The organism is Nocardiopsis flavescens (genome assembly GCF_900141985.1).
Lineage (GTDB): Bacteria > Actinomycetota > Actinomycetes > Streptosporangiales > Streptosporangiaceae > Nocardiopsis > Nocardiopsis flavescens.
Genome location: NZ_FQZK01000001.1, coordinates 102,464 through 125,802, shown reverse-complemented (window position 1 = coordinate 125,802; position 23,339 = coordinate 102,464). Strand labels below are relative to the sequence as shown.

The 23,339-nt window shown below is 74.9% G+C and carries 18 protein-coding genes; 8 read left to right on the top strand and 10 right to left on the bottom strand.

What is annotated here, in order from left to right; translation table 11 throughout:
- Positions 1-517: 517 nt before the first annotated feature.
- Positions 518-2,866 (top strand): phosphoketolase family protein, encoded by a 2,349-nt coding sequence (locus BUE45_RS00615; protein ID WP_073373818.1) that lies wholly within the window; start codon positions 518-520, stop codon positions 2,864-2,866.
- Positions 2,866-3,948: an acetate/propionate family kinase gene (locus tag BUE45_RS00610; protein WP_073375188.1), complete on the top strand. Its 1,083-nt coding sequence runs from the start codon at positions 2,866-2,868 to the stop codon at positions 3,946-3,948. The genes BUE45_RS00615 and BUE45_RS00610 overlap by 1 nt, the downstream gene beginning before the upstream one ends.
- Before the next feature lie 293 nt (positions 3,949-4,241).
- On the opposite strand, the gene BUE45_RS00605 is transcribed toward BUE45_RS00610, so the two are convergent.
- On the bottom strand, positions 4,242-5,318 hold the full coding sequence (locus BUE45_RS00605) for a DUF4037 domain-containing protein (protein WP_073373816.1): 1,077 nt from the start codon (positions 5,316-5,318) through the stop codon (positions 4,242-4,244).
- Between the two features lie 119 nt (positions 5,319-5,437).
- On the opposite strand from BUE45_RS00605, the gene BUE45_RS00600 reads away from it, so the two are divergent.
- From BUE45_RS00600 to BUE45_RS00580, 4 genes are all read left to right on the top strand, one after another.
- A complete protein-coding gene (locus BUE45_RS00600) occupies positions 5,438-6,394 on the top strand; it encodes a phosphotransferase (RefSeq protein ID WP_073373814.1) in 957 nt (318 codons plus the stop codon).
- A gap of 591 nt (positions 6,395-6,985) precedes the next feature.
- Complete coding sequence (locus BUE45_RS00590) at positions 6,986-7,987, top strand: tyrosine-type recombinase/integrase (protein WP_073373810.1); 1,002 nt, start codon at positions 6,986-6,988, stop codon at positions 7,985-7,987.
- Positions 7,988-8,008: 21 nt separating this feature from the next.
- The gene (locus tag BUE45_RS00585) at positions 8,009-8,809 is read left to right on the top strand and encodes an exodeoxyribonuclease III (protein ID WP_178378443.1); all 801 of its coding nucleotides are present in this window, start codon (positions 8,009-8,011) and stop codon (positions 8,807-8,809) included.
- Positions 8,810-8,820: 11 nt separating this feature from the next.
- Positions 8,821-9,591, top strand: coding sequence for an alpha/beta fold hydrolase (locus tag BUE45_RS00580; RefSeq protein ID WP_378655637.1), 771 nt, complete (start codon positions 8,821-8,823; stop codon positions 9,589-9,591).
- Between the two features lie 57 nt (positions 9,592-9,648).
- On the opposite strand, the gene BUE45_RS00575 is transcribed toward BUE45_RS00580, so the two are convergent.
- The 3 genes from BUE45_RS00575 to BUE45_RS00565 all read right to left on the bottom strand — a co-directional run bounded on the left by BUE45_RS00575 (position 9,649) and on the right by BUE45_RS00565 (position 12,485).
- On the bottom strand, positions 9,649-10,395 hold the full coding sequence (locus tag BUE45_RS00575; RefSeq protein ID WP_073373807.1) for a class I SAM-dependent methyltransferase: 747 nt from the start codon (positions 10,393-10,395) through the stop codon (positions 9,649-9,651).
- Between the two features lie 147 nt (positions 10,396-10,542).
- Entirely contained in the window at positions 10,543-11,190 is a 648-nt protein-coding gene (locus BUE45_RS00570; RefSeq protein WP_073373805.1) for a response regulator, read from the bottom strand.
- The gene (locus tag BUE45_RS00565) at positions 11,187-12,485 is read right to left on the bottom strand and encodes a sensor histidine kinase (RefSeq protein ID WP_178378416.1); all 1,299 of its coding nucleotides are present in this window, start codon (positions 12,483-12,485) and stop codon (positions 11,187-11,189) included. Before BUE45_RS00565 ends, BUE45_RS00570 begins: the two co-directional genes overlap by 4 nt.
- Positions 12,486-12,755: 270 nt before the next feature.
- On the opposite strand from BUE45_RS00565, the gene BUE45_RS00560 reads away from it, so the two are divergent.
- Both BUE45_RS00560 and BUE45_RS00555 read left to right on the top strand, forming a co-directional pair.
- Complete coding sequence (locus tag BUE45_RS00560; RefSeq protein WP_073375182.1) at positions 12,756-14,138, top strand: amino acid permease; 1,383 nt, start codon at positions 12,756-12,758, stop codon at positions 14,136-14,138.
- Between the two features lie 159 nt (positions 14,139-14,297).
- The gene (locus BUE45_RS00555; protein WP_073373803.1) at positions 14,298-14,810 is read left to right on the top strand and encodes a hypothetical protein; all 513 of its coding nucleotides are present in this window, start codon (positions 14,298-14,300) and stop codon (positions 14,808-14,810) included.
- 69 nt (positions 14,811-14,879) lie between these two features.
- Here the strand turns inward: BUE45_RS00555 and BUE45_RS00550 are convergent, their stop codons facing one another.
- From BUE45_RS00550 to BUE45_RS00525, 6 genes are all read right to left on the bottom strand, one after another.
- A complete protein-coding gene (locus BUE45_RS00550) occupies positions 14,880-16,241 on the bottom strand; it encodes a hypothetical protein (protein WP_073373801.1) in 1,362 nt (453 codons plus the stop codon).
- 130 nt (positions 16,242-16,371) lie between these two features.
- Positions 16,372-17,592 (bottom strand): site-specific integrase, encoded by a 1,221-nt coding sequence (locus BUE45_RS00545; protein WP_143173225.1) that lies wholly within the window; start codon positions 17,590-17,592, stop codon positions 16,372-16,374.
- Between the two features lie 20 nt (positions 17,593-17,612).
- Positions 17,613-18,122, bottom strand: coding sequence for a hypothetical protein (locus BUE45_RS00540; RefSeq protein ID WP_073373799.1), 510 nt, complete (start codon positions 18,120-18,122; stop codon positions 17,613-17,615).
- A 10-nt stretch (positions 18,123-18,132) separates the two neighbouring features.
- Complete coding sequence (locus tag BUE45_RS00535) at positions 18,133-18,456, bottom strand: hypothetical protein (protein ID WP_073373797.1); 324 nt, start codon at positions 18,454-18,456, stop codon at positions 18,133-18,135.
- A gap of 155 nt (positions 18,457-18,611) precedes the next feature.
- On the bottom strand, positions 18,612-22,208 hold the full coding sequence (locus BUE45_RS00530; RefSeq protein ID WP_073373795.1) for a TM0106 family RecB-like putative nuclease: 3,597 nt from the start codon (positions 22,206-22,208) through the stop codon (positions 18,612-18,614).
- 163 nt (positions 22,209-22,371) lie between these two features.
- Positions 22,372-23,109 (bottom strand): septal ring lytic transglycosylase RlpA family protein, encoded by a 738-nt coding sequence (locus tag BUE45_RS00525; protein ID WP_073373792.1) that lies wholly within the window; start codon positions 23,107-23,109, stop codon positions 22,372-22,374.
- Positions 23,110-23,339: the final 230 nt, after the last annotated feature.

Here is a 23,339-nt window from a genome sequence, read left to right as displayed (position 1 = left end):
ACTGCGGGTGACCATCGACTCCGAAGCGTCATGGCGGGTGAAGCGTTTCGAGGATTCGCGCGCCGGAGAACGGGATCCCCGCACGCCTCCGGACACCTCGGCGGCGTTCGGTGGCCACCGACTCCGGAGCGTCACGGCGAAGGAAGCACCCGGACCGCCCGCCGCGGGATTCCCACGCACCCCCGCGCGAAGCGCCCCCACCCGCCCCGGCCCGTGGAGCCCACCCCCGTCCCCCGCTCGCCCCTCCTCCCGCGCCTCAGGAGTTTTGCTGCATAACATGCTTTATGCATCATTTGCGTGTCTTTGAGAGCTTTCATGCCATCTGATCTCTATAAGCACATCTGACTGTTTCAGGCCGTCCCCTCCCACCCCTCCCCAAAGGTCACCGAACCGGCTCGGCGTCTGGAGTTCCCCGATCCCCGGCGGTTACCGTGGCCCTGATCGACGGGCCCTCCCCCGTACCAGTGGTGCCCGCCGGTCCCGCACTCCCCCGACCGCACATCCAGGGAGGAAACGCATGGGACTCGGCCAGGACGAAATCCAACGCATCGACGCCTACTGGCGCGCCGCCAACTACCTCTCCGTCGGCCAGATCTACCTGCTCGACAACCCCCTCCTGCGGGAGGAGCTGCGCCCCGAGCACATCAAGCCCCGCCTGCTGGGGCACTGGGGCACCACGCCCGGCCTCAACTTCTGCTACGCCCACCTGAACCGGGTCATCAAGGCCCGCGACCTCGACATGATCTACATCATGGGCCCCGGCCACGGCGGCCCCGCCGCCGTCGCCAACGCCTGGCTGGAGGGCGGCTACAGCGAGGTCTACCGGGACGTCACCCGCGACGAGCCGGGCATGCGGCGCCTCTTCCGCCAGTTCTCCTTCCCCGGCGGCATCCCCAGCCACGTCGCCCCGGAGACCCCCGGGTCCATCCACGAGGGCGGCGAGCTGGGCTACTCGCTGGCGCACGCGTTCGGCGCCGCGTTCGACAACCCGGACCTGGTGGTCGCCTGCATCGTGGGCGACGGCGAGGCCGAGACCGGGCCGCTGGCGGGCAGCTGGGACTCCAACAAGTTCCTGGACCCGGTGGGCGACGGGGCGGTGCTGCCGATCCTGCACCTGAACGGCTACAAGATCGCCGGGCCCACCGTGTCGGCGCGCATCCCCGAGGAGGAGCTGCTCCAGCGGTTCGAGGGCCACGGCTACCACCCGATCGTGGTGAGCGGCGACGACCCGGAGTACATGCACGGGCGGATGGCGCAGGCCCTGGACGAGGCGCTGGACATGATCGCCGACATCCAGCGCAGGGCGCGCACGTCGGGGCTGGAGGGGCGGCCGGTGTGGCCGGCGATCGTCCTGCGCTCGCCCAAGGGGTGGACGGGGCCGAGCGAGGTGGACGGGGTGCCGGTGGAGGGCACCTGGCGGTCCCACCAGGTGCCGCTGGCGCAGGTGCGCTCCAACGAGGAGCACCGGCGGATGCTGCGGGAGTGGATGCTGTCGTACCGGCCCGGTGAGCTGTTCGACGGGGAGGGCGCCCCGGTGGAGGCGCTGCGCTCGCTGCCGCCGGAGGGCGGGCGGCGGATGAGCGCGAACCCGCACGCCAACGGGGGGCTGCTGCTCCAGGACCTGCGGCTGCCGGACTTTCGGGACTACGGGCTGGAGTTCGAGGGGCACGGGACGCACATCGGGGAGGCGACCCGGGTGCTGGGGCACTTCCTGCGCGACGTGATCCGCGCCAACCCGGAGACGTTCCGCCTGGTGGGTCCGGACGAGACGGCGTCCAACCGGCTGTCGGCGGTGTACGAGGCCACGGACAAGGTGTGGGGCGCGGAGCTGCTGCCGGTGGACGAGCACCTGGCCCGGCGGGGGCGGGTGATGGAGGTGCTGAGCGAGCACCTGTGCCAGGGGTGGCTGGAGGGCTACCTGCTGACGGGGCGGCACGGGCTGTTCAGCTGCTACGAGGCGTTCGTGCACATCGTCGACGCGATGTTCAACCAGCACGCGAAGTGGTTGAAGGTGACGCGGGGGCTGGCGTGGCGGCGGCCGATCGCGTCGTTGAACTACCTGTTGACGTCGCACGTGTGGCGCCAGGACCACAACGGGTTCACGCACCAGGACCCGGGGTTCCTGGACGTGGTGCTGAACAAGCCGGCGTCGGTGGTGCGGGTGTACCTGCCGCCGGACGCGAACACGCTGCTGTCGGTGGCGGACCACTGCCTGCGGTCCAGGGACTACATCAACGTGGTGGTGGCGGGGAAGCAGCCGGCGCTGAGCTACCTGTCGGTGGAGGAGGCGATCCTGCACTGCACGCGCGGGATCGGGATCTGGGAGTGGGCGAGCACGGACGGGGGCGGTGACCCGGACGTGGTGCTGGCGTGTGCGGGGGACGTGCCGACCCTGGAGACGCTGGCCGCCGCGGACCTGCTGCGGCGGCTGTTCCCGGAGTTGCGGGTGCGGGTGGTGAACGTGGTGGACCTGATGCGGTTGCAGCCGGCGGGCGAGCATCCGCACGGGATGTCGGACGCGGAGTACGAGGCGCTGTTCACGTCGGACCGTCCGGTGATCTTCGCGTTCCACGGGTACCCGTGGCTGGTGCACCGGCTGGCGTACCGGCGGCGCAACCACGCGAACCTGCACGTGCGGGGGTACAAGGAGGAGGGCACCACGACGACGCCGTTCGACATGGTGATGCTGAACGACCTGGACCGGTTCCACCTGGTGATCGATGTGATCGACCGGGTGCCGGGGCTGGGTGAGCGTGCGGCGCACATCCGTCAGAGGATGGTGGACGAGCGGTTGCGGCACCGGGCCCACACCAGGGAGCACGGTGAGGACCCGGCGGATATCAGGGATTGGGTGTGGCCTTACTGATGCGAGTGCTGGTGGTCAACGCGGGGTCGTCGACGCTGAAGCTGAGCATGCTGGACTCCGACGACGCGGAGCTGGGGTCGGAGACCATCGAGCTGGTGGAGGGCGGGTGGGACCCGGTGGCGGTGCGGGGGTTCCTGGAGGGGCTGCCCTCCCCCGACGTGGTGGGCCACCGGGTGGTGCACGGGGGGCGGGAGTTCACGGCTCCGGTGCTGCTGGACGCGGGGGTGGTCGGGCGGTTGGAGGCGCTGTCGCCGTTGGCGCCGCTGCACCAGCCCAAGGCGCTGGCGGGGATCGGGGCGATCTCGGAGGTGCTGCCGCGGGTGGCGCAGGTGGCGTGTTTCGACACGGCGTTCCACGCGACGCTGGGGGCGGAGGCGTTCACGTACGCGGTGCCGTCGGCGTGGCGGGAGCGGTTCGGGGTGCGGCGGTACGGGTTCCACGGGTTGTCGCACGAGTACGTGTCGGGGGTGGCGGCGCGGCGGACGGGCGGGCGGCGGATCGTGACGGCGCACCTGGGTGCGGGGGCGTCGCTGGCGGCGGTGCTGGACGGGCGGTGCGTGGACACGACGATGGGGTTCACGCCGCTGGAGGGGCTGGTGATGGCGACGCGTTCGGGGGACGTGGACCCGGGGATGGTGCTGTGGTTGCAGCGTGAGGGCGGGTTGGGCGCGGACGAGGTCGCGGAGGGGTTGGAGCGGGGAGGCGGGCTGACGGCTCTGGCGGGGACGGCGGACATGCGGGAGGTGCTGGCGGGGGTCGGTCGGGGCGAGGAGCGGGCGGTGCTGGCGTTCGGGGTGTACGTGCACCGGTTGCGGGCGGCGGTGGCGGCGATGGCGGCTGCGCTGGGCGGGTTGGACGTGCTGGTGTTCACGGCGGGTGTGGGTGAGCGGTCGGCGCCGGTGCGGCGTGCGGTGGCGGAGGGGTTGGGTTTTCTGGGGGTGGTGGTGGACCCGGTGGCCGATGAGGGGGTGTCCGGGGAGGCGGACGTCTCGGGGGCGGGGGCGTCGGTGCGGACGCTGGTGGTGCCCACGCGGGAGGACGTGCAGATCGCGCGGGGGGCGCGGGGGGTGGTGGGGGGCTGAGGGGTCCCTCTTCCCCGGGCCGGTGGCGGCCGTGGCGGGCGCGGGCCCCGGGGGTCCGCGCCCGCCGGTGTGCGCGGGGTCGGTCCGGGGGCGTGCGCCTCTCCCCCGCTCCCCCGGGCGGTCCACACCGGCGCGCCCCTGCGCCTGGCCCTGACCGGTGGCCCCCGCACCGTCCCCGCCCTGCTCTCCCGCGAGGCCTACCGCATCGCCCGGCAGGCCCTCACCCACGCACCCGGCCACCCCCTCGGCCTCACCCTGCGCAGTTCCGGTCGGCGGTCCGTTTTCGTGCGGGTTCAGGGGCGGGGCGGTGGTGCGAGCGCGGTCGCGCGGGCCAGGTGCGGGCGGGTGAGGACGTCGGTGCTGTCGACGTACTGGTCGACGGCGCCGGCCTCGGGGAGCTCGCGCAGGGCGGGGTCGGTGATCCGGGAGCGCAGCGCCGCGGCGAGGCGGTCGGCGCCCAGGACGCGGAAGGGCCGGTTATGGAAGGGGCGGGTGGAGGGGTCGACGGGGTCGGTGAGGCCGAGCCGGTTGTGCTCCCGCGCGGTGCGTTCGTAGGCGAGGCAGAGGTGGTGTTCGCGGGTGGGGTGGTCGGTGGCGGTGAGGGCGGCCTTCAGGTGCGGGGTGAGCCCTGCCGCTGCGGGGGTGCGGGTGAAGGCGGTGCCGAGCCATTTGGAGTAGGGCGGGTAGCGGCGGTGCATGAGCAGGTGCAGGCGCATGAGGTCGCGGACCAGGCGGGCGGTGACCACGGTGGCGCCGAGGTCGTCGCCGACCTCGGCGCAGCGGCCGACGAAGGCCTCCTCCTGGGCGAGGCGTCGCCACTGGCAGGCCAGGACGTGGAGCCACAGGTCGCGGGGGTACCAGCGGAGCCGGAGCCGTGCGGGGGCGAGGCGGTGGAGGCCGTCGTGGAAGACGGCGCCCGCGGTGGCCTGGGCGAGGAGCTGGGTGGGGGTGGCCAGCCAGTCGGCGGGGGTGACGCCGGTCGTGGGGTCCAGGCCCAGGTGGGCGGTGAACCAGGCGGTGGGGTCGGTGATCTCGACGTGGTGGCGGGTGTCGGTGTGCGGGTCCTGTCCGGTGGGGGCGAAGCGGACGGGGTGGCCGAGGAAGTCGGCGGGCAGGTTCTGTGCGAGGTGGTGGTGGAGCCGTGGTCCGTGGCGGTCGGTGTCGCGGGGGGTGAGGAAGATCTGCAGGCGCGGGCCCCAGTCGTGGTCGCGGGAGCGGGGGGTGTCGAATCCGAGCACCTCGGAGCCGGGGCCCAGGAGGGCGGCGGAGTGGGGTGTGGCGGGTGCGGCTTCCTCCAGGAGCGGGCGGACCGCCTCGTGGTAGAAGCGGTGGGCCAGTTCCAGGCCGGGGAGGAAGGCGGGTGTGCTCATGCGGCCCACCGTGCCGGATGTCCCGGGGAGGGGCGAGTGGTTTTCCGCGGGGCCGGAGGGCTGGGGGCGCCTCTCCCCCGGTGGCGGGGCTGTCGCGGGCGGGGTGGGAGGATGACGCAATGGCGGATTATGTGACGGAGGGTGACGTGGCGCGGCGTTCGGCGGCCGCGGTGGACGCGGCGGTCGGTGCTGGGCGGGCTCTGGGTGTGGAGGTGGCGCAGGCGCGGGTGCTGCACGACCTGTTCTCGGTGGTGGTGCACCTGGCGCCGTCGCCGGTGGTGGCGCGGGTGCCGACGGTGCTGCCGGGGTCCACGGGTCCGGAGGAGTTGGGGCGGCGCCAGCGTGCGGAGCTGGATGTGGCGGCGTGGCTGGCGGGGCGGGGTGTGCCGGTGGTGGATCCGAGTCCGCTGGTGCCGCGGGAGCCGGTGCTGCGGGACGGGTTCTCGATGACGTTCTGGCGGTTCTGGGAGGAGGACCGGGGGCGCGGGCCCGACTACGCGGCGCAGGCGCGGGAGACGGCGGTGCTGCACGCAGCGCTGGAGGGGTATCCGGGGCGGTTGCCGTTCCTGGGGGCGGTGGGTCCGGGGGCGGTGGAGGAGGCTTTCGGGGTGCTGGAGGGGTGTCCGGAGCTGTTGGGGGCGACGGATCTGGAGCGGGCGCGGCGGGAGTGGGCGGTGCTGGGGCCGGTGGTGCGCTCGCGGGCGGTGTTCGAGGAGGTGTTCCCGGGGGTGCGGGTGCGTCCGGTGCACGGTGACTCTCCCCCGGCGAACGTGTTCCGGGGGGTGGGGGGCGACCGGTTCGCGGATTTCGAGCTGGTGTCGCTGGGTCCGGTGGAGTGGGATCTGGCGGGGTTGGATCCGGAGCTGGTGGCGGCCTATGACGGCGGTGCGCGGCGGGAGGGGCTGCGGGTGCTGGACGGGCGGGTGCTGGGGTTCGTGAACGCGGTGGGGATGCTGTGCGTGCTGTCGGCGCTGGCGCTGGTGCCGCGGATGCCGTCGTTGGGGCGGTACCTGGTGCCGGCGGTGCGGGGGTGGCGGGAGTCGCCGTTCGCGGGCGGGGTGGACCTGGGGCGGTGAGGGGTCGTCCCCTTGTCGGTGTCCGGGGGCGGGGGTATCGTCCGGGGTCCATGTGCGTGCGGCGGGGGGTGAGGGGCGTGAGGCGGAGGATCCGGCCGTCCGTCCGGAGGGTCCGGGGTGCGGGCGGCGGGTTCCGAGAGGAACGAGATGTCCCGTACGGACAGCACCAAGCCGCTGTGGGTGCGCCATGTCGAGCACGGTCCGGGTGTCGTTCACGATCACCGGTTCGGTCCGTGCGACCTGCCGGAGCGGTTCTTCCCTGAGCGGGGTGGGACGCGGTGCGGTTGGGAGGACCCCGGTGTGATGCTGGGGCGGTCCTGCTGCGCGGGGTGCAACAGGCGTTCGTGCACGGCTGAGTGGCAGGGGATGGTGCGGGCGGCCAACCGCAGGGAGCGTTATGCGGGTCGGCGCCTGGTGCGCCGCTATCTGGCGGGTCTGGAGGCGTTGTAGCGGGTTCCGTCCCCTGTGGGGCGGTGTGGGGCCTTCGCGGCGGGTGCCGCGGGGGCCCTTTCCCGTGTCCGGGGAACGTGTGTTCCCTCCGGCGGCCGTGCTGGGTGGGCGGCGGGGGCCGGGATCGGGAATGCTGGGGGGATGAGCGAGCGTCTGGTGGATGCGGTGGAGGAGTATCTGGTGGCGCGGCGGGCGGCCAAGCCGTCGGAGCACACGGTGGCGGCGTACCGGCGGGACCTGCTGGGGGTGCTGGTGTGCGCGGCGCGGGTGCGGGGGGTGGAGCCGGAGGGGCTGCGGTGGGTGGACCTGGACGTGGCGGTGCTGCGGGGGGCGTTCGCGGAGTTCGCGGCGACGCGGGCGGCGTCCAGTGTGCTGCGGGCGTGGTCGACGTGGAACGGGTTCTTCGGGTTCTGGGTGTCGGAGCGGGTGGTCGCGGGCAATCCGATGTCGGCGGTGCCGCGTCCGCGGGTGCGGCCGTCGGGGCCCAAGCCGTTGCGGGGCGAGGATACTCCGGAGCGGTTGTTGGAGGCGCTGGCGCGGGGGGCGCGCAAGGCGCGTGATCCGTGGCCGGAGCGGGACCTGGCGGTGTTGGCGCTGGCGCTGCTGACGGGGATGCGGTCGGCGGAGATGCTGGGGCTGCGGGTGGACTCGGTGTCGGGGCGCTCGGGTGAGATGCGGGTGCGGGTGGTGGGCAAGGGCGGTGGTGAGCGGGTGCTGCCGATCGAGCTGCCGTTGGAGGCGTTGCTGGAGGCGTACCTGGCCTCGCGGCGGGAGCGGTTCGGGTCGGTGGCGGGGGCGGATCCGCTGCTGGTGGACAACCGGGGCGAGGGGTTGCGCCGGGGCGGGCTGCAGTACCTGGTGCGGCAGTGCTACCGGCACGCGGGGGTCAACGACCGGGTGGCGCGGGGGACGCTGGTGCACGCGCTGCGGCACACGTTCGCGACGCGGTTGGCGGAGGACGGTGCGTCGGTCACGGAGATCATGCACCTGCTGGGGCACGCGTCGGTGGCGTCGTCGCAGGCCTATATCGAGGTGACGGCGCGGGCGACGCGGGATGCGGCGTCCTCGAACCGGACGTACGGGGTGGTGCGGCGCCTGGTGGCCGGGGGTGAGCGCGGCGAGGCGGTGGGCGGTGCTGGCTAGGCTGTGTTCGTGCAGCAGACGATGGTGATCTCGACGGTGAACGTGAACGGGTTGCGGGCCGCGGCGAAGAAGTCGCCGGGGTTCTCGGACTGGTTGTCGGCCTCGGCGGCCGATGTGGTGTGTTTGCAGGAGGTGCGGGCGGAGGAGTCGCAGCTGCCCGCGGAGGTGGCCTCTCCCCCGGGGTGGCACGCGGTGTTCGCTCCGGCGGCGGCCAAGGGGCGGGCCGGGGTGGCGGTGTACTCGCGGGTGGAGCCGGACGCGGTGCGGGTGGGGTTCGGCGAGGCGGAGTTCGAGGGGTCGGGCCGGTACCTGGAGGCGGATTTCGGGCGGGTGTCGGTGGCGAGCCTGTACCTGCCCTCGGGTGAGGTGGGGACCGAGCGCCAGGACGAGAAGGAGCGGTTCATGAAGACGTTCCTGCCCTACCTGGTCGAGCGCCGCAAGGAGCTGGAGGCGCGGGGGCGGGATCTGGTGGTGTGCGGGGACTGGAACATCGCGCACCGGGAGGCCGACCTGAAGAACTGGCGCGGGAACGTGAAGAATTCGGGGTTCCTGCCCGAGGAGCGGGCGTGGATGGACCGGGTGTTCGGTGAGGCGGGGTACGTGGACGTGGTGCGGGGGCTGTTCCCGGACCAGGAGGGCCCGTACTCGTGGTGGTCCTACCGTGGGCGTGCCTTCGACAACGACACGGGGTGGCGCATCGACTACCAGGTGGCCACGCCGGGGTTGGCGGGGCGGGTGGTGGAGGGCCGTGTGGAGCGGTATCCCGACCGTGCGGGGCGTTGGTCCGATCATGCGCCGGTGACGGTGCGCTACCAGGTGTGAGGGGTGGGGGCATGAGCGTTCCGGTGGACGTTCCGATCGTTCTGGTGCACGGTCTGCGGGTGTCGGGGAGCATGTGGCGTCCGCAGGTGGACCTGCTGACGGAGCAGGGGCGGCGGGTGGTGGCGCCGGATCTTCCGGGGCACGGGTCGCGGCGGGGTGAGGACTTCTCGCTGGGGCGCGCGGTGGACGCGGTGGTGGAGGCGATCGACGGTGTGGGCGGCCGTGCGCTGGTGGTGGGGTTGAGCCTGGGCGGGTTCGTGTCGATCGCGACGGCCGCGGCGGCGCCGGGGAAGGTGTCGGGCCTGGTGGCGGCGAGTTGTACGGCCAAGCCGGCGCAGGCGCTGGCGCAGGTGTACCGGATCCCGTCGGTGCTGATGGAGCGGTTGCCGGACAAGGGGGCGACGCTCAACGAGCGGTTCCACCGGTTGACGCTGCGGGACACGGCGGCGGACGCGGTGCTGGACGGCGGGTTGGCGGTGGAGGCGGCGACGGCGGTGATCGACGCGGTCTCGGACATGGACGCGCTGTCGGCGCTGGAGAGCTACCGGGGTCCGGTGTGGTTGGTGAACGGGGCCCGGGACCACTTCCGGATCCATGAGCGGCAGTTCTTCGACGCGTGTGCGGAGGGGCGGTTGCTGAACGTGCCGCGTGCGGGTCACATGGTGAGTCTGGACCAGCCGGTGGACTTCGCGCGGATCGTGTCGGACGCGGCGGACGTGGTGTGGGTGCGTGAGAGCGCGGCGGCGCGTGAGGGGCGTTCGCTGGGGTCGGACGGGGTGTAGCCGCAGGGCGGGTGCGGGGGGTGGCCGTGGGCCGCCCCCCGTTCTTCGTGTGCGGGGTCAGGGGGTGGCGTGGGCGCGGGGGCGTGTGGTGGCGGGTGAGGCGGGGTGGGGGCGGGTGGGCAGGTGGAAGAAGATCGCGGGATCGGTGCGGGCGGGGTGGGGGGTGTGCAGGCCGAGTTCGGTCCTGAGGTCGGTGAGGGTGCGGTGGGCGTGGGGGGCGCGGGCGGCGGAGGCGGTGAAGTAGCCGGTGGTGTTGTTGGCGAGCCAGGACAGGACGAGGGCGCCTTCGGTGAAGGGCGGGGTGTGGGGGTGGTGGAAGACGCCGTGGACGGCGATGGGGGTGTCGGGGGCCAGGGTGGGCAGGAGGTGGTGCAGGTACCAGCGGGCGAACCAGCCGCCCTGGGTGCTGTCGAGGGCGAGCAGGCCGGTGTGGCGGGGCAGGTGGGAGAGTTTGGCGCGGACGTCGCCCTTGGTGTGTTTCCAGCGTTGGGGGTCCATGCCGGGCGGGAGGTGGTGGGGGTGGGTGTCGTTGGTGTCGAAGGTGTGAAGGTCGCCGGTGCCGTTGTGGTCCAGGGCGGCCAGGGTCCAGGCGGTGGCGGTGCCGTGGGCAGTGCCGATGCGTACGACGTGGTCGGGGGTGTGGTGGCGGATGAGGAGGTAGGTGATCTCGGCTTCGATGTCGTCGGATTCGGGGGCGGGCGGCAGGGTGGGGGTCAGGGTGCGGATGTGGGCGCGGGCGCGGGCGAGGCCGTCGCGGTGGGTGCGGTAGAGGGTGCTGAGGTGGTCGAGGTCGATGGTCGGCACGGTGCTGCTCCCAGTGGTGCGACGGCGTGTGATTGCCGAAAGTAGCAGCGTCGTCACCGTGTGTCGGGTTCGTGGTGGGCGTGTCGCGGTGCCGGGTGCGGTGGCGGGGTGGGTTCGTCGGGGTTCGCCCCGCTCCCCCGGTGCGGGTCAGCCGCGGGCCCGGACGAGTCCGGAGTCGTAGGCGGCGATGACGGCCTGGGTGCGGTCGCGGGCGCCGAGCTTGGTGAGGATGTTGGAGACGTGGGTCTTGACGGTCTCCGTGCCCAGGTGCAGGCGGTGGGCGATCTCGGTGTTGGTCAGGCCCTGGGCGATGAGGGTGAGGGTCTGGGACTCGCGGGGGGTGAGGGCGGCCACGGCGCGGGCGGCGGGGGTGGGCCGGGCGGGTCGGGTGGCGGCCAGGGCGCGCAGGGCGGTGGGGAAGAGCAGGGTGTCCCCGCGGTGGGCGATGCGGATGGCGGAGAGGATGTCCTCGGGCGGGGTGCGCTTGAGCAGGAATCCGGTGGCGCCGGCGCGCAGGGCGTCCCAGACGTGGGCGTCGTTGTCGAAGGTGGTCAGGACCAGGACGCGGGGTGCGCCGGGGCGGGCGGTGAGGGTGCGGGTGGCCTGGATGCCGTCCAGGCGGGGCATGCGCACGTCCATGAGGACCAGGTCGGGGCGGGTGCGGGTGATGAGGTCGGGGACGCCGGCGCCGTCGTCGGTCTGGCCGGCGACCTCCATGTCGGGTTCGGCGCCGATGAGGGCGGCCAGGCCGGCGCGGATGAGGGCTTCGTCGTCGACCAGGGCGATCCGGATCATGGGGTGTCGGTGTCTTTCCAGTTCAGGGTGAGGTCCAGGGTCCAGTGCGGGGGGTCGGCGCCGGGGTCGGGTCCGGCGGTGAGGGTGCCGCCGAGCAGGTGGGCGCGTTCCTGCATGCCGGTGATGCCGCGGCCGCCGGTGCGGCGGCGGGTGAGGGGGGTGCGGCGCGGGAGGGGGTTGCGGGCGTTCAGGCGCAGGTGGCGGGGGGTGATGTGCAGGGTGAGGTCGAGGGGGTGGCCGGGTGCGTGGGTGAGGGCGTTGGTGAGGGCCTGCTGGGCGATGCGGTAGGTCTCGCGGGAGAGCAGGGCGGGGACGGTGCGGGGGTCGCCGTTCAGGGTCAGGTGCAGGGGTGTGCCGGTGTGGTCGGCGGTGGCGGCCAGGTGGTCCAGGTCGGTGAGGTCGGGCGGGGGCGCGGTGGGGGCGGGGGTGTCCTCGCGCAGGATGCCCAGGGCGTGGTCGAGGTCGGCGGTGGCGGTGCGGGCCTGGTCGGCGATGTGGGTGAGGGCCTGGCGGGCGAACTCGGGGTCGCTGTCCAGCAGGCGGGCGGCGGTGGCGGCCTGGAGGGTGACCACGGACAGGGCGTGGCCCAGGGAGTCGTGGAGTTCGCGGGCCAGGCGGTTGCGTTCGGCCAGGGTGCGGGCGCGGGCTTGGGCGTCGGCGAGCAGTCGGGCGGGCGAGGGGCCCAGCAGGCGGGGTGCGGGCAGGGAGAGCAGGTGGCCGGTGAGGGCGACGGCGGCGGTGAGGGCGGCGAGCAGGGCCAGGCCCAGGAGGGGGCCGGCCAGGCGCTGGGCGGGGGTGAGGGGTCCGTGGCCCAGGAGGGTGAAGGGGCCCTGGGAGACGGTGTAGGGGTCGCCGACCAGGGGGGCGACGGCCAGGAGGGCGGATTCGGTGAGGCCGGTCATGGTGATGAGGCAGACGGCCATGCCGGTGAGGGTGTGCAGGCACAGCCACAGGGCGGCGCGGGCCCCGGGGGTGGGGGGTGTGTCGGGGAGGCGGTCCAGGGGGCCGCGCAGGAGGGCGCGGGCGAGCTGGTGCTGGGCGGTGGCGACGCCGGGGATGCGGGCGGTGGCCGCCAGGGCGGCCAGGGTGAGGGCCAGGGCCAGGAGCCAGCCGGCGGGGCCGGGCGGGTTCTGGGCGGTGCCGGTGCCGGTGACGAGGGTGGCCAGGACGAGTGCGGCGGTGGCGAAGGGGGTCAGGAGTGCGCCGCCGATGACGAGGTAGGCCCAGCGCCGGTAGGTGTGGGGGCTGGTGAAGGGGCGTGCCGCGGTGGTGAGCGGGCGGATGAGGTGGCGCACAGGGGTGATGGTGGCACAGGGCGGCGGGGGTGCGCCTCCCCCGTGGTGGGGAGGGCGTGGCGCGGGGCGGGGCCGCCTCCCGGAGGGGTGTGATGTGTCCCCCAATGGGGACTTATAGGGCGTTCTGGGAGGGTTTGGTGCGTCCCGGGGTGGGGGTGTGCTCTTAGTGTTGGTGGGGTGACGAGCAGTGCGACGCCGCCCGATCCCGAGGCGCACACCCCGAAGAAGCCCGCCGCCGCCGGCCTGGCCCACACCCTGCGCCGCCGCCACATGGCGCTCATCGCCATCGGCGGCTCGGTGGGGGCGGGCCTGTTCATCGGCTCCGGAGCGGTCGTGCAGGCGGCCGGGCCCGCCGCCGTGGTTTCCTACGCCCTGGCCGGGGCGCTGGTCTTCGTGACCCTGCGCGCCCTGGGCGAGATGGTCGTGTCCGTGCCGGCCGGCGGCTCCTTCTCCGACTACGCCCGCCTGGCCTTCGGCCCGCGCGCGGGCTTCACCATCGGCTGGGTGTACTGGTGGATGTACGCGGTGCTGGTGGCCGCGGAGTCCGTGGCCGGCGCGACCATCCTGTCGGGGTGGGTCCCGGGTGTGCCGGCCTGGGTGCTGGCGCTGGCGGTGCTGCTGTCGATGACGGCGGCCAACCTGGTCTCGGTGCGGGTCTTCGCCGAGACGGAGTCGCTCTTCTCCGCGGTCAAGGTGGCCGCCATCGTGGCGTTCCTGTTCATCGGCGGCGCCTGGGCGCTGGGGCTGTGGCAGGGCGCGGACGGGAACTCGCTGGCCAACCTGTGGCAGCACGGCGGGTTCGCGCCCCGGGGGTGGACGGCCGTACTGGGGGCGACCGTGGTGGTGCTGTTCGCCTTCGGCGGGGTGGAGATCATCACCGTGGCCGCCGGGGAGAGCGCCGAGCCCGAGCGCGGGGTGGCCTCGGCGGTCACCAGCGTCCTATGGCGGATCGGCCTGTTCTACGTGGCCTCGATCGCGGTCGTGGTGCTGGTGCTGCCCTGGAACACGGTGGAGCCGGGGGTGAGCCCGTTCGTGGCGGCCATGGAGCACGTGGGGGTCCCGGGTGCCGCCGCGGTCATGGAGGCGGTGGTGTTCGTCGCGGTGCTGAGCGTGCTCAACGCCGCCATGTACACCTCCTCGCGGATGCTGTTCACGCTGACCCGGCAGGGGGACGCCCCGCGGGTGCTGAGCGGGGCCAACGGCCGCGGCGTGCCGGTGCGGGCGATCCTGCTGGGCACGGTGGTGGGGTACGTGGCGGCGGTGGCCGAGTACCTGTTCCCCGGGCACGTGTTCCCGTTCCTGGTGGCCTCGATCGGCGCGATCCTGCTGGTGCTGTTCGTGACGATCTGCGCCTCGCAGCTGGTGGTGGGGCGGCGGGTGCGCACGCGCGAGCCGGAGCGGCTGGGGTTCGCGGTGCGGCCGTTCCCGTACCTGACGTGGGCGGCGCTGGCCGGCCTGGTGGTGGTGGGCGCGGCGATGCTGGTGATCCCCGAGCAGCGTCCGGCGCTGCTGGCGTCGCTGGGCGCGGTGGCGGTGGCCCTGGCGGCCTACGAGGTGCGGCGCCGGCAGGGCCGGCCGCCCTCGGACCGCGTCCTGGAGCTGGAGGGGCGCCCGGGGGCGGACGGGCTGCGCCGGGACCCGGGGGCGCCCTGACCCCTCGTCCGGGGCGCCGCTCCCCCGCCGGGGTGCGGCGCCCCCTGGCGTGCGGGGGCGGGGGAACGGCCGTCCGAGGAGTCCGCTTGGTGGGGCTTCGCGTGCCGGAGGACGGTTTTGTCGCTAAGGTGTCGCGCAACCTCTGAGAGGAGCACCCCCGTGCGACATGTCGTCGGCTTCCTGTCCGGTCTGGTCCTTGCCCCCGTCCTGGTGCTGGCCTGTGGTTGGGCCTTCTCCCACCTGCGCGCCCTGCACGCCGTGGAGCGCGGTGTGCTGGAGGGGTCCGGCCCGCTGGTCCTGGCCGGCCTGGTGGGGGTGGGGATCATGGTGGCCCTGCTGGCGGTCCCCCCGCGGCTGACCCCGATGCTGCCGCTGTCGGTGGCCCTGGTGCTGGGCTCGGCGACCGGGGTGGCGCTGCTGCGCGGCCACCTGCTCCAGCGGCTGCCGGACGTGCCGGGCCTGGACGGCGCGCTGGACCTGCTGCCGCTGGGCGTGTTCGTGCCGCTGGCGGTGGTGCTGGCGGCCACGGTGTTCGTGGGCGGGCGGTGGCGGCGCCGCGACGAGCACGAGGTGACCGAGGAGGAGTACTTCGAGGGCCTGCACGACGAGGCCCCCGGGTCCGGGGCGCGCTCGGAGCCCGCGGCCCAGCACGTGCCGCGCCACCGCGCCTGAAGGCCCCGCACGGCGGCGGGCCCGCACCCCCTCTCCTGCGAGGGGTGCGGGCCCGCGGCGTGTACGGCCTCAGCGCCAGGTGGGGCCCCAGGCCGAGCTGTTGGAGACCCCGGGGGGCAGCGGCGGCAGGCCGGTGCCGGCGGGCGGGTCGGCCGCGGGCGGGGGCCCGGGGGCCGGACGGGGCGGTTCGGGGCGGGGCTCCGGCTCCGGTGCGGGGGGCGGCGGGGCGGGCGCCCGTTCCGGTTCGGGCCGCCGCGCGCGCGGGTCGGGCACCGGGTCGGGTTCGGGGGGCAGGAAGCCGCGGACGCGCTCGGCGCCGGCGCCGTCCTGGGCCAGGACCGGCTCGGGGATGGGGGTGGAGTCGTCGGTGGGGTCGGGGATGGCCGGCTCGGCCGGGGCCACCCGCTTCCACCACAGGTCGACCTCCTGCGGGGACAGCTCGTCCTCCACCTCCAGCCAGCCGGCGACCTCCGGGTGGCGGCGGCGGGCGTTCCAGGAGCGGGGGTAGGGCTGCTCGTCCAGGACCAGGACGTGTTCGCCGTCCAGGGTGGGGATCTCGGCGGGCACGCCCTCGTTCCACACCCAGGTGCCGTCGTGGGCGACCAGGTTCCACCAGCCGCGCACGGTGCGGGCGGCCGGGTCGGGGTCGTGGTCGCGGAAGGCGCGCACCCAGCGCGGGTCCGGGGGTTCCCCGGCCAGGCCCCGGCCCCCGGGGCCCACCAGGGCGTCGGCGAGCAGGGTGTGGAGCTGGAAGTTGTCGCCGATGCCGTCGAACAGGACGCGGAAGCCGCGGCCGGAGGCGCGGTCCAGGACCAGGGCCGAGCCGGCCTCGGCCATGCGCAGCAGGGCGCGGACCTGCTGGAGGTCGGGCAGGTGGTCGCCGAGCTGGTTGGCCACGGCGACGAGTTCGGCGTGCAGGGTGGGGTCGCGGCGCACGTGGGAGCGGACGGTGGAGCGCGCGAGCATGGTCTTGGCGGCCACGGAGTGGCGGCCCACGGTCCACCAGCACATGGTGGCGCCGGGGGCGTCGGCGCCCAGGTCGGTGGCGACGCGGTTCTCGTCGGCGGCGGTGACGGAGTCGGGCTCGGGGGGCTCGCCGCCGCCGGTGCGCTGCCAGGCGCGGGCGAAGACGATGGCGCCGCGGCCGATGGCGCGCAGGCGGCGCAGGACCTCGTGGCCGGCGGGTCCGGGGTCGGTGCCCATCTCGACCAGGGCTCCGGCCACCACGCACAGGTCGGCGGTGATGCCGGGGGCGGCGTGGTCGCCGGTGAGCAGGGGGGCCAGGGCCTCCAGGGCGAGTTCGCGCTCGGAGACGGGGATGTGGTCGGCCAGGACCAGGACCTGGTGGACCGCGGGCGGGAACTGACGGGGGTCGGCGGACACCGACGCGTCGATCAGCTGCTGGAACGCCGCGCGGAATTCATCGACCATGGGTCCGTCCCCTTTCTCCCGCAACCAACCTAATGTGTCGCGAGTGAAGGATCGCACGGTAAGTGGAGTTTTCCGTGCTCAGTGGCGGGTTTGTTGACGATTCGAGACGGGGCGTGCGCACGGCGGCGCCTCACAGCCCCAGACGGGTGACGGCGTTGTCGTCCAACGGGTCCGCGCTGCGGATGTAGTCGTGCACCGTGCGCGGGTTGGTCCACCGCCCCTGCCGCATGATCTCACGGTCGGCGGCACCGCCCAGCGCCGCCTGGGTGGCGAACCCGGCGCGCAGCGAGTGCCCGCCGAACGCGTCGGGGTCCAGCCCCGCGCGGGCGGCGTACTTCTTGACGACCTCCCCCACCGACTGCCCGGTCATCGCCTTGGCGCCCAGGGCGCCGTGGCGCGAGACGGGGACCAGCAGCGGGCGGCCGGAGCCGTCGGCCAGCGGAGCCAGGTCGGCCTGGGACAGCGCCCCGCAGCGGTGGGCGGCGGCGGGCGGTTCGTCGGCGGCCCCGGCCAGCAGGGCGCGCACCGCCCCGGCGCCGCCCTCCAGGTGCGCGGTGCGCAGCTGCGCCCAGTCGGCCAGCGCGCACACCGGGCAGGTGTGGCGGTGGCGGCCCCGGGGCAGCGCCACGACGTGGCCGCGCCGCCCCTCCTGGTCGGTCTTGGTGGCGCCCAGCGCCACCAGCAGGGTGGTGGCCCCGCCCGCGGGGTCGGTGCGCACCGTGATGTCGTCGAAGGTGATCCCGGCCAGCTCCGAGCGGCGCAGCGCCCCCGCGAACCCGGTCAGCAGCAGCACCGTGTCGCGGCGGCGGGTGGCGCCGCCGGGGTGCCCGGGTCCGGGGCGCCGGGCCAGCAGCGCCTCCAGGGTCGCCAGCACCACCGGGTCCTTGCGGCGGGGGCGGGCCCGGCGAGTGCGGCGGATGCCGCGCAGGGTCAGGCGCACCACCTCGGCGCGGGTGGGCGACTCCAGCCCGTGGGCGCCGTGGACGGCGGCCACGGCCGCGGCCCGGCGCTCGATGCTGGCCGGGGCCAGCGCCAGGCGCCCGTCGGGGGTGCGGGCCTCGGCGCAGGCGGCCAGGTAGACGGCGACGTCGACCGGGTCGGCCGGCAGCGAGGTGCGCCCCTCGGCCAGGCACCAGGCGGTGAAGGCGCTCCAGTCGGTGCGGTAGGCGCGCAGGGTGTTGGGCGACTGGGCGTTGGCCAGGAACCGGCCCAGGGCGCGGGCCTGGTCGTCGTCGAAGCGGTCGCGGACCCGCTCCAGGGCGCGGGCGTCGACCAGGACGCTGTGGGTGACCGCGGCCAGGCGGGTGCGCACGGCCTCGGGCAGGGCCACGGCGCGGTCGGGGGCGTCCACGGGCTCCTCCTCCTCGGGGGTCAGCCTGTCAGGTGGGCGCGCAGGGCGTCCCACAGCTCGGCCGGGGGCATCGCCCAGAACACCAGGGCGGCCGAGACGGCCAGGGCGGCGGTGAAGCCGATGGCGGCGATCTTGCGGCGCAGGACCACGGCGGCGACCGCGGACAGCGCGGGCACGGCCAGGGCCAGGACCAGCAGCCAGATCAGCGAGGTGCCGATGGCGTCCACCGCGCGGGCGGCCCCCCGGGGGTCGCCCGGGTCGACGGCGGCGGCGTCCAGGGTGGTGAACAGCAGCACGGCCAGCGCCAGCGGCGAGCCCAGGCCCCAGAGCAGGCCCAGGACCACCCACAGGGCGGTGACGCGCCGGTCGGGCGGGTCGTGCACGACCACGGGGGTGCGCGAGACCCTGCCCGGGGCGCCCGCTCCGGGGTCCGGGCCGGGCGGGGCGCCCGCCCGGCCCGCGTGCTCGGGGGCGGGTCCGCGGCCGCTCTCCCGGCCCCGTCTGCGCTGCCTGCGTTTCTTGGGTGACACGCCCGGGAGCCTACCCGCCCAGGGGGGTGAAGTGGATCAGGGACACGAACACCAGCGGCCAGGCCAGCAGCACCAGCGATCCCAGTGCGGCCCTGCGGTCCCCGGCGACGGTGGCCACGGCGGCGGCCAGCAGGGGGATGCCCACGAACGCGCCGAAGGAGAGGGTGAACCACTCCGCGGCCGATCCGGCGTGGGACTGCGCGTTGGTGCCCATGAGGTACCCGGCGGGTCCCAGGACGAGGGCCATCAGGGCCAGGACGAGGACGACGACGCGGATTCCGGTGGGGTGGCGGGTGTTGCGGCCACCGCCGGAGGCGGAGGGACTGTCGGACACGGGGGCCGGGGTGCCTTTCGGGAACGGGGCGGGGTGGGCCGTCGCGCACGCACGGCGCACGGCCCCGCGAGGGTGCGCGGAGCGGCCGTGGCAGGGGGCGTGCCTGTAAAACGTACTCCACCCGGCGGGTGCCCGAAACCGGTGCGGGCGTGTCGTCACCGGAGGTCGGGCCAGGGGCGGGCGGCGCCGGACAGGCGGGTGAAGGAGGCCAGCAGGCGCAGCTCCTCGATGCTGCGCGGGGCGGTGGTCGCCAGGTGCGGGGAGTGGACCAGCACGGCGATCAGCTGGGCCCGGGACAGGGCCACGTTGAGGCGGTTGCGGTCCAGGACGAACGCGGTGCCGCGGCTGGTCTCGGCGGCGTCGGAGGTGGTCATGGAGCAGATGACGGCCGGGGCCTCCTGGCCCTGGAAGCGGTCGACGGTGCCCACGCGCACGCCCTCCAGGGCGGGGTCGGCCTCGGCGGCGCGGGCCAGGGCGCGGCGCAGGGCCCGCACCTGGAGGTTGTAGGGGGCCACGACGAGGATGTCGTGGCCGGTCAGCGGCCGGGGCGGGGCGCCCGGGTCGGTGGTGACCTTGTCGGCGACCAGCGCCAGGGCCGTGGCCACGACGGCCTCGACCTCCTCGGGGCTGTGGGTGGTGCGGCCCCGGTGCTCCACGACGCGGGAGTACAGGCCGGGCTCGCGTACGGCCAGGCCGCGCCGGGCGGTGGTGGGGTGGGCGTGCAGGCGGCCCTGGTAGGACAGGTCCGAGACGGGGGCGCACACGGCGGGGTGCATGCGGCGGGTCTGGTCCAGGAAGTAGCCGCGGGCGGGGTCGATGATCTGGCGGCCGCCCATGAGGTGCTGGAGGGCGGAGGCGTCGGCGCCCTCGCCGTGGGTGCCCTGGACGACCTGGGGCAGCTGCTGGGGGTCGCCCAGCAGGACCAGGTCGCGGGCGGAGGCGGACACCGCCAGGGTGTCGGCCAGGGCGAACTGCCCGGCCTCGTCGATGATGAGGACGTCCAGGGGGTCGGCGACCATGGAGGCGTTGGCCATGGCCCAGGCGGTGCCGCCGATGAGGACGGGGCGGCCCTGGGCGGTGTGCTCGGTGCGCCACCCGGCCAGGGCCTGGGGGCTGGTGGGCTGGTCCCAGGGCAGGTCGGGGTCGGCGTCCTTCTTGGACTTGGCGCGCTTGGCGGCCGGCAGGTCCACGCCCGCCTCCTCGGCGGCGCGCAGCGCGGCGGCCATGACGTTCTCCACGGCCTTGTGGCTGGTGGAGCACACGCCCACGCTCTTGCCCTGGCGGGCCAGGTGGGTGATCAGGCGCCCGGCCAGGTAGGTCTTGCCGGCGCCGGGCGGGCCCTGGACGGCGAGGTAGGAGTGGTCCAGGCGGTCGACGGCGGCGACGGTCGCCGCGATGAGGTCGCCTCCGTGCCCGGCGGGGTCGGGCAGGGGGCCGGCGGGGGACAGCCGCGGGGGGATGCGGCGCAGCAGGTCCAGTCCGGCGTGGCGGGGCCACTCGGGCAGGTCCTCCAGGGCGCTGCCGGCGACGATCTCCAGGGCGCCGTCCTTGGGGGCGGGGTTGACCGGGGAGCCGGGCAGGACGGCGACGGGGTTGCGAAAGTGCAGGGCGTCGGCGTCGCAGGTCTCGACGATGGTGAGGCTGTCGGGGCGGGCCTCGGTGACCGAGGCGGTGGCGGCCAGGGCGGGCTGCCCGGGGGCGCCGGGGTAGAGCAGGTGGATGTCCTGGCCTGCGGTGAAGGGGTGGGGGTGGGAGGTGTCCAGGCGCATGAGGATCTCGCGGCGCGCCTTGCGCTGGCGCCCGGTGGGCTCGATCCACTCCCCCGCCCGGACCTGCCAGGGGACGGCGCAGTCGGTGTCGGTCTCCAGGTCGGTCAGGGGGGCGTTGGTGCGGCGGTAGTGCTCGCGCCAGGGCGGGAGGTTCTCGCGCTGGTAGTAGCCGACCAGGGCGGCCAGGGAGGCGCGGGCGGCGTCCTCCTCGGTGCGTTCGGCCGGGTCCTCGGGTACCTGGGACAGGAGGGGTTCGGTGAGGGCGGCCTGGCGGGCCAGGCGCTCGGCGCGCTTGCGGGCGCGCTCGGCCTCGTCCTCGGTGAGTTCGAGCTGGACCAGGGGGCGGTCGGTGATGCCCTGGAGGGTGCGGTGCTCCTCCAGCCAGTCGCGCAGGCGGGCGGTGGAGTGGCAGTCGTCGCGGTTGTAGGCGGCGATGTCGGCCAGGACCTGGGCGGCGCGGTCGCCGTCCCCCGCCTCGCCGGCGGCGAGGTAGGCGGCGTAGGCGTCGATGCTGGAGGTGGCGGTGGTGACGCCGCCGGAGCGGGCGTCGGGCAGGTAGAGGGGCTCCAGGTACTTGATGGAGTAGGAGCGCTGGGACACGCGCAGGCTCTTGCGGACCACGGTGTAGAGGTCGACGAGGCGGTGCTCGCGCAGGAGGCGGTTGACCTCCTCCTCGCGGGTGGCGAACTCGGAGCTGAGGTGCTTGAGGCGGTCGACCTCGTAGGAGGCGTAGTGGTAGATGTGCGCGTCGGGGTCGGCCTCGATGCGGGCGCAGGCGAAGTCGACGAAGTCCTCCAGGGCCTTCTTCTCCTGGATGCGGTCGTGGGCCCAGTAGGTGTGGAAGGTCTCGGTGCCGTTCTCGTCCTCGGTGGTGGCGCCGAAGAGGTACTCCAGGCCGCGTCCGCCCTCGCGCGAGTGGTAGGGGTAGCCCTCCATGTCGAAGAAGACGTCGCCGGCGGCCGGGGCGGGCAGGGAGGCCAGGCCGTCGGGGGCGAAGACCTCGGCGGTGACGGTGCCCTGGGGGTTGTCGGGGGTGCGGGTGGTGTCCTGGCGGACCTGGAGGGATGCCTGGGCGCGCAGCTGTTCGAAGGAGCGGCGGGGCAGGGAGGCCGGGCGGGCCGCGTCGTCGGCGCGGGCCAGGTCGTCGATGGTGTGGATGCCGGCGTCGATGAGCTTGGCGGCCTGGTCGGTGCGCAGGCCCGCGACCAGGGACAGGTGGCGGGCGGCGGTGCGCCCGGAGGAGCACCAGGAGGAGTAGCCGCAGCCGTCGCAGGAGGGGCGGGGGGCGCCCCAGGTGGGCGCGGGCAGGGCGGGGTCGGTGGCCAGGGAGTCCAGCAGCCGGTCGGTGACGGTGCCCAGGATGGGGGTGAAGTCGGTGGTGTCCAGGCTGTGGGTGTGGCCGTCGCCGGTGAGCAGGTGCATGCGGCGGGGGGTGCGGCCGGTGGCCACGGCGACGGCCTGGGCGTAGGCGGCGAGCTGGACGACGGCGCCGGGGCCGGGGCGGCGGGCGAGCTTGGTGTCCCAGGGTTCGTAGGTCCAGGGCTCGTCGGGGTCGGCGTCGGGGCGGGTGCCGCCGGTGGCGGGGTCCAGGTCGGCGCGGATGAGGAAGTCGGAGCGGCCGTGGAAGGAGACGGGGACGCGCCCGCGGGGGGTGAGGGGGTGGTGGAAGGAGCCCTGGTAGATGACGGGGGCGCCCTCGGCCATGGCGCGGGCGGTGGCGGCGGCGGCCTCGGACAGGGACGCGTCGTCGGGGTGGGGGTCGGGGATGTGGACGACGCGGCCGAACAGGGCGGTCAGGCGTTCGAGTTCGGCCTGTTCGTGCAGGTGGCCGTGGTGGGCGACGAGGGGGTCGACGGGTTCGGGCGCGGGTGCGCCCTCCACCCGGGCGGCCAGGGCGGCCTTGAGGGCGCTGCGGTGGTCGCATTCGAGGGTGTCGACGAGGTCGGTGGGTGAGACGACCCAGCCGGTGGTGGTGCGGAACAACGCCCCTGCTCCCTCGCGTGTCGGTGGTGATCGTGCGAATGACGGGGATTGTGCCACGGGGTGGGGACGTGCGGGGCATCACACGCGCGGCCGGGAGTGCCGGGAACGCCGGGCGCCCCGCGCCCCGGTCGGGGGTACGGGGCGCCGCGGGGGTGCGCTGGGCCTAGGAGACGACCTGCCACTGCACCTGGCCGACGCCGGCTCCGGTGCCGATGATCTGGTCGAACGCGGCGGTGGACAGGTCCAGGCAGCGTCCGGCGATGAAGGGTCCGCGGTCGTTGATGCGCACGGTCACGGACTGGCCGTTGTTGGGGTTGGTGACCTGGACCATGGTGCCGAAGGGCAGGGTCTTGTGCGCGGCGGTCATCGCGGAGGGGTCGAAGGTCTCGCCGTTGGCGGTGGTGCGTCCGGCGAAGTCGGCCCCGTAGAAGGACGCCTCGCAGGTGCCCCCCTCGCCGGTGGGCTCCCCGCCGCCTCCGCCGTCCGAGCCGCCTGCGGTGGAGGCCTCCTCCTCGGGTTCGGGCTCGGGCGCCTCCTCGATGTCGGAGGCGTCGGCGCTGGTGGTCTGGGTGGCCCCGGCGACGGCGTCCTCGGCTCCCTGGGCGGCGCCCTCGTCCGGGTCGCCCTGGCCCTGGGCGGGGACGAGGGGGTCGGCGTCGGCCTCGGGGACAACGGTGGCGCTGGTGGCCGACCCGGGGTCGCCCCCGGTGGCCACGACGGCGGCGGTGGCGGTGCCGCCCACGATCAGGGCCAGGCCCGCGGCGCCGGCGATGAGGAGGGTGCGCTTGCGCCGGGCGCGCTTGGCGGCGACCCGCGGTCCCACGGGCGCGGGCCCGGGGGTGGTGTCGACGAAGGTGGCCCCCTCGTCGTCAGGTTCGGTCTGGGGCTGGTGTTCGCCCACGTCGGAGTCCTTTGAACGGGAACAGGGCTGTGCGGGCCGCGGGTCGGCCCGCGCGCGGCACCGCCCTGCGAGCGGGAGGGCGGGGGGTGGGTGCCGGGTGCGCGGTCCCGTCGGGTGCCGGGCCGTACCGGGGCCCGGTCGCGGGGCCGGAGGGACCGCCGTGCGGTCTCGCGCGGGGTCTGAGCGCAGAGCATAAGGGGTAACGCGGGGGTAACGGTACCGGAAAGCGA

Bases quoted from the DNA above. Each gene is read 5' to 3' on its own strand.
- BUE45_RS00550 (WP_073373801.1), bottom strand. From the start codon at position 16,241: ATGGTCGATGAATTCCGCGCGGCGTTCCAGCAGCTGATCGACGCGTCG.
- BUE45_RS00560 (WP_073375182.1), top strand. From the start codon at position 12,756: ATGGCGCTCATCGCCATCGGCGGCTCGGTGGGGGCGGGCCTGTTCATC.
- BUE45_RS00615 (WP_073373818.1), top strand. From the start codon at position 518: ATGGGACTCGGCCAGGACGAAATCCAACGCATCGACGCCTACTGGCGC.
- BUE45_RS00600 (WP_073373814.1), top strand. From the start codon at position 5,438: ATGGCGGATTATGTGACGGAGGGTGACGTGGCGCGGCGTTCGGCGGCC.
- BUE45_RS00580 (WP_378655637.1), top strand. From the start codon at position 8,821: ATGAGCGTTCCGGTGGACGTTCCGATCGTTCTGGTGCACGGTCTGCGG.
- BUE45_RS00610 (WP_073375188.1), top strand. From the start codon at position 2,866: ATGCGAGTGCTGGTGGTCAACGCGGGGTCGTCGACGCTGAAGCTGAGC.
- BUE45_RS00590 (WP_073373810.1), top strand. From the start codon at position 6,986: ATGAGCGAGCGTCTGGTGGATGCGGTGGAGGAGTATCTGGTGGCGCGG.
- BUE45_RS00570 (WP_073373805.1), bottom strand. From the start codon at position 11,190: ATGATCCGGATCGCCCTGGTCGACGACGAAGCCCTCATCCGCGCCGGC.
- BUE45_RS00605 (WP_073373816.1), bottom strand. From the start codon at position 5,318: ATGAGCACACCCGCCTTCCTCCCCGGCCTGGAACTGGCCCACCGCTTC.
- BUE45_RS00585 (WP_178378443.1), top strand. From the start codon at position 8,009: ATGGTGATCTCGACGGTGAACGTGAACGGGTTGCGGGCCGCGGCGAAG.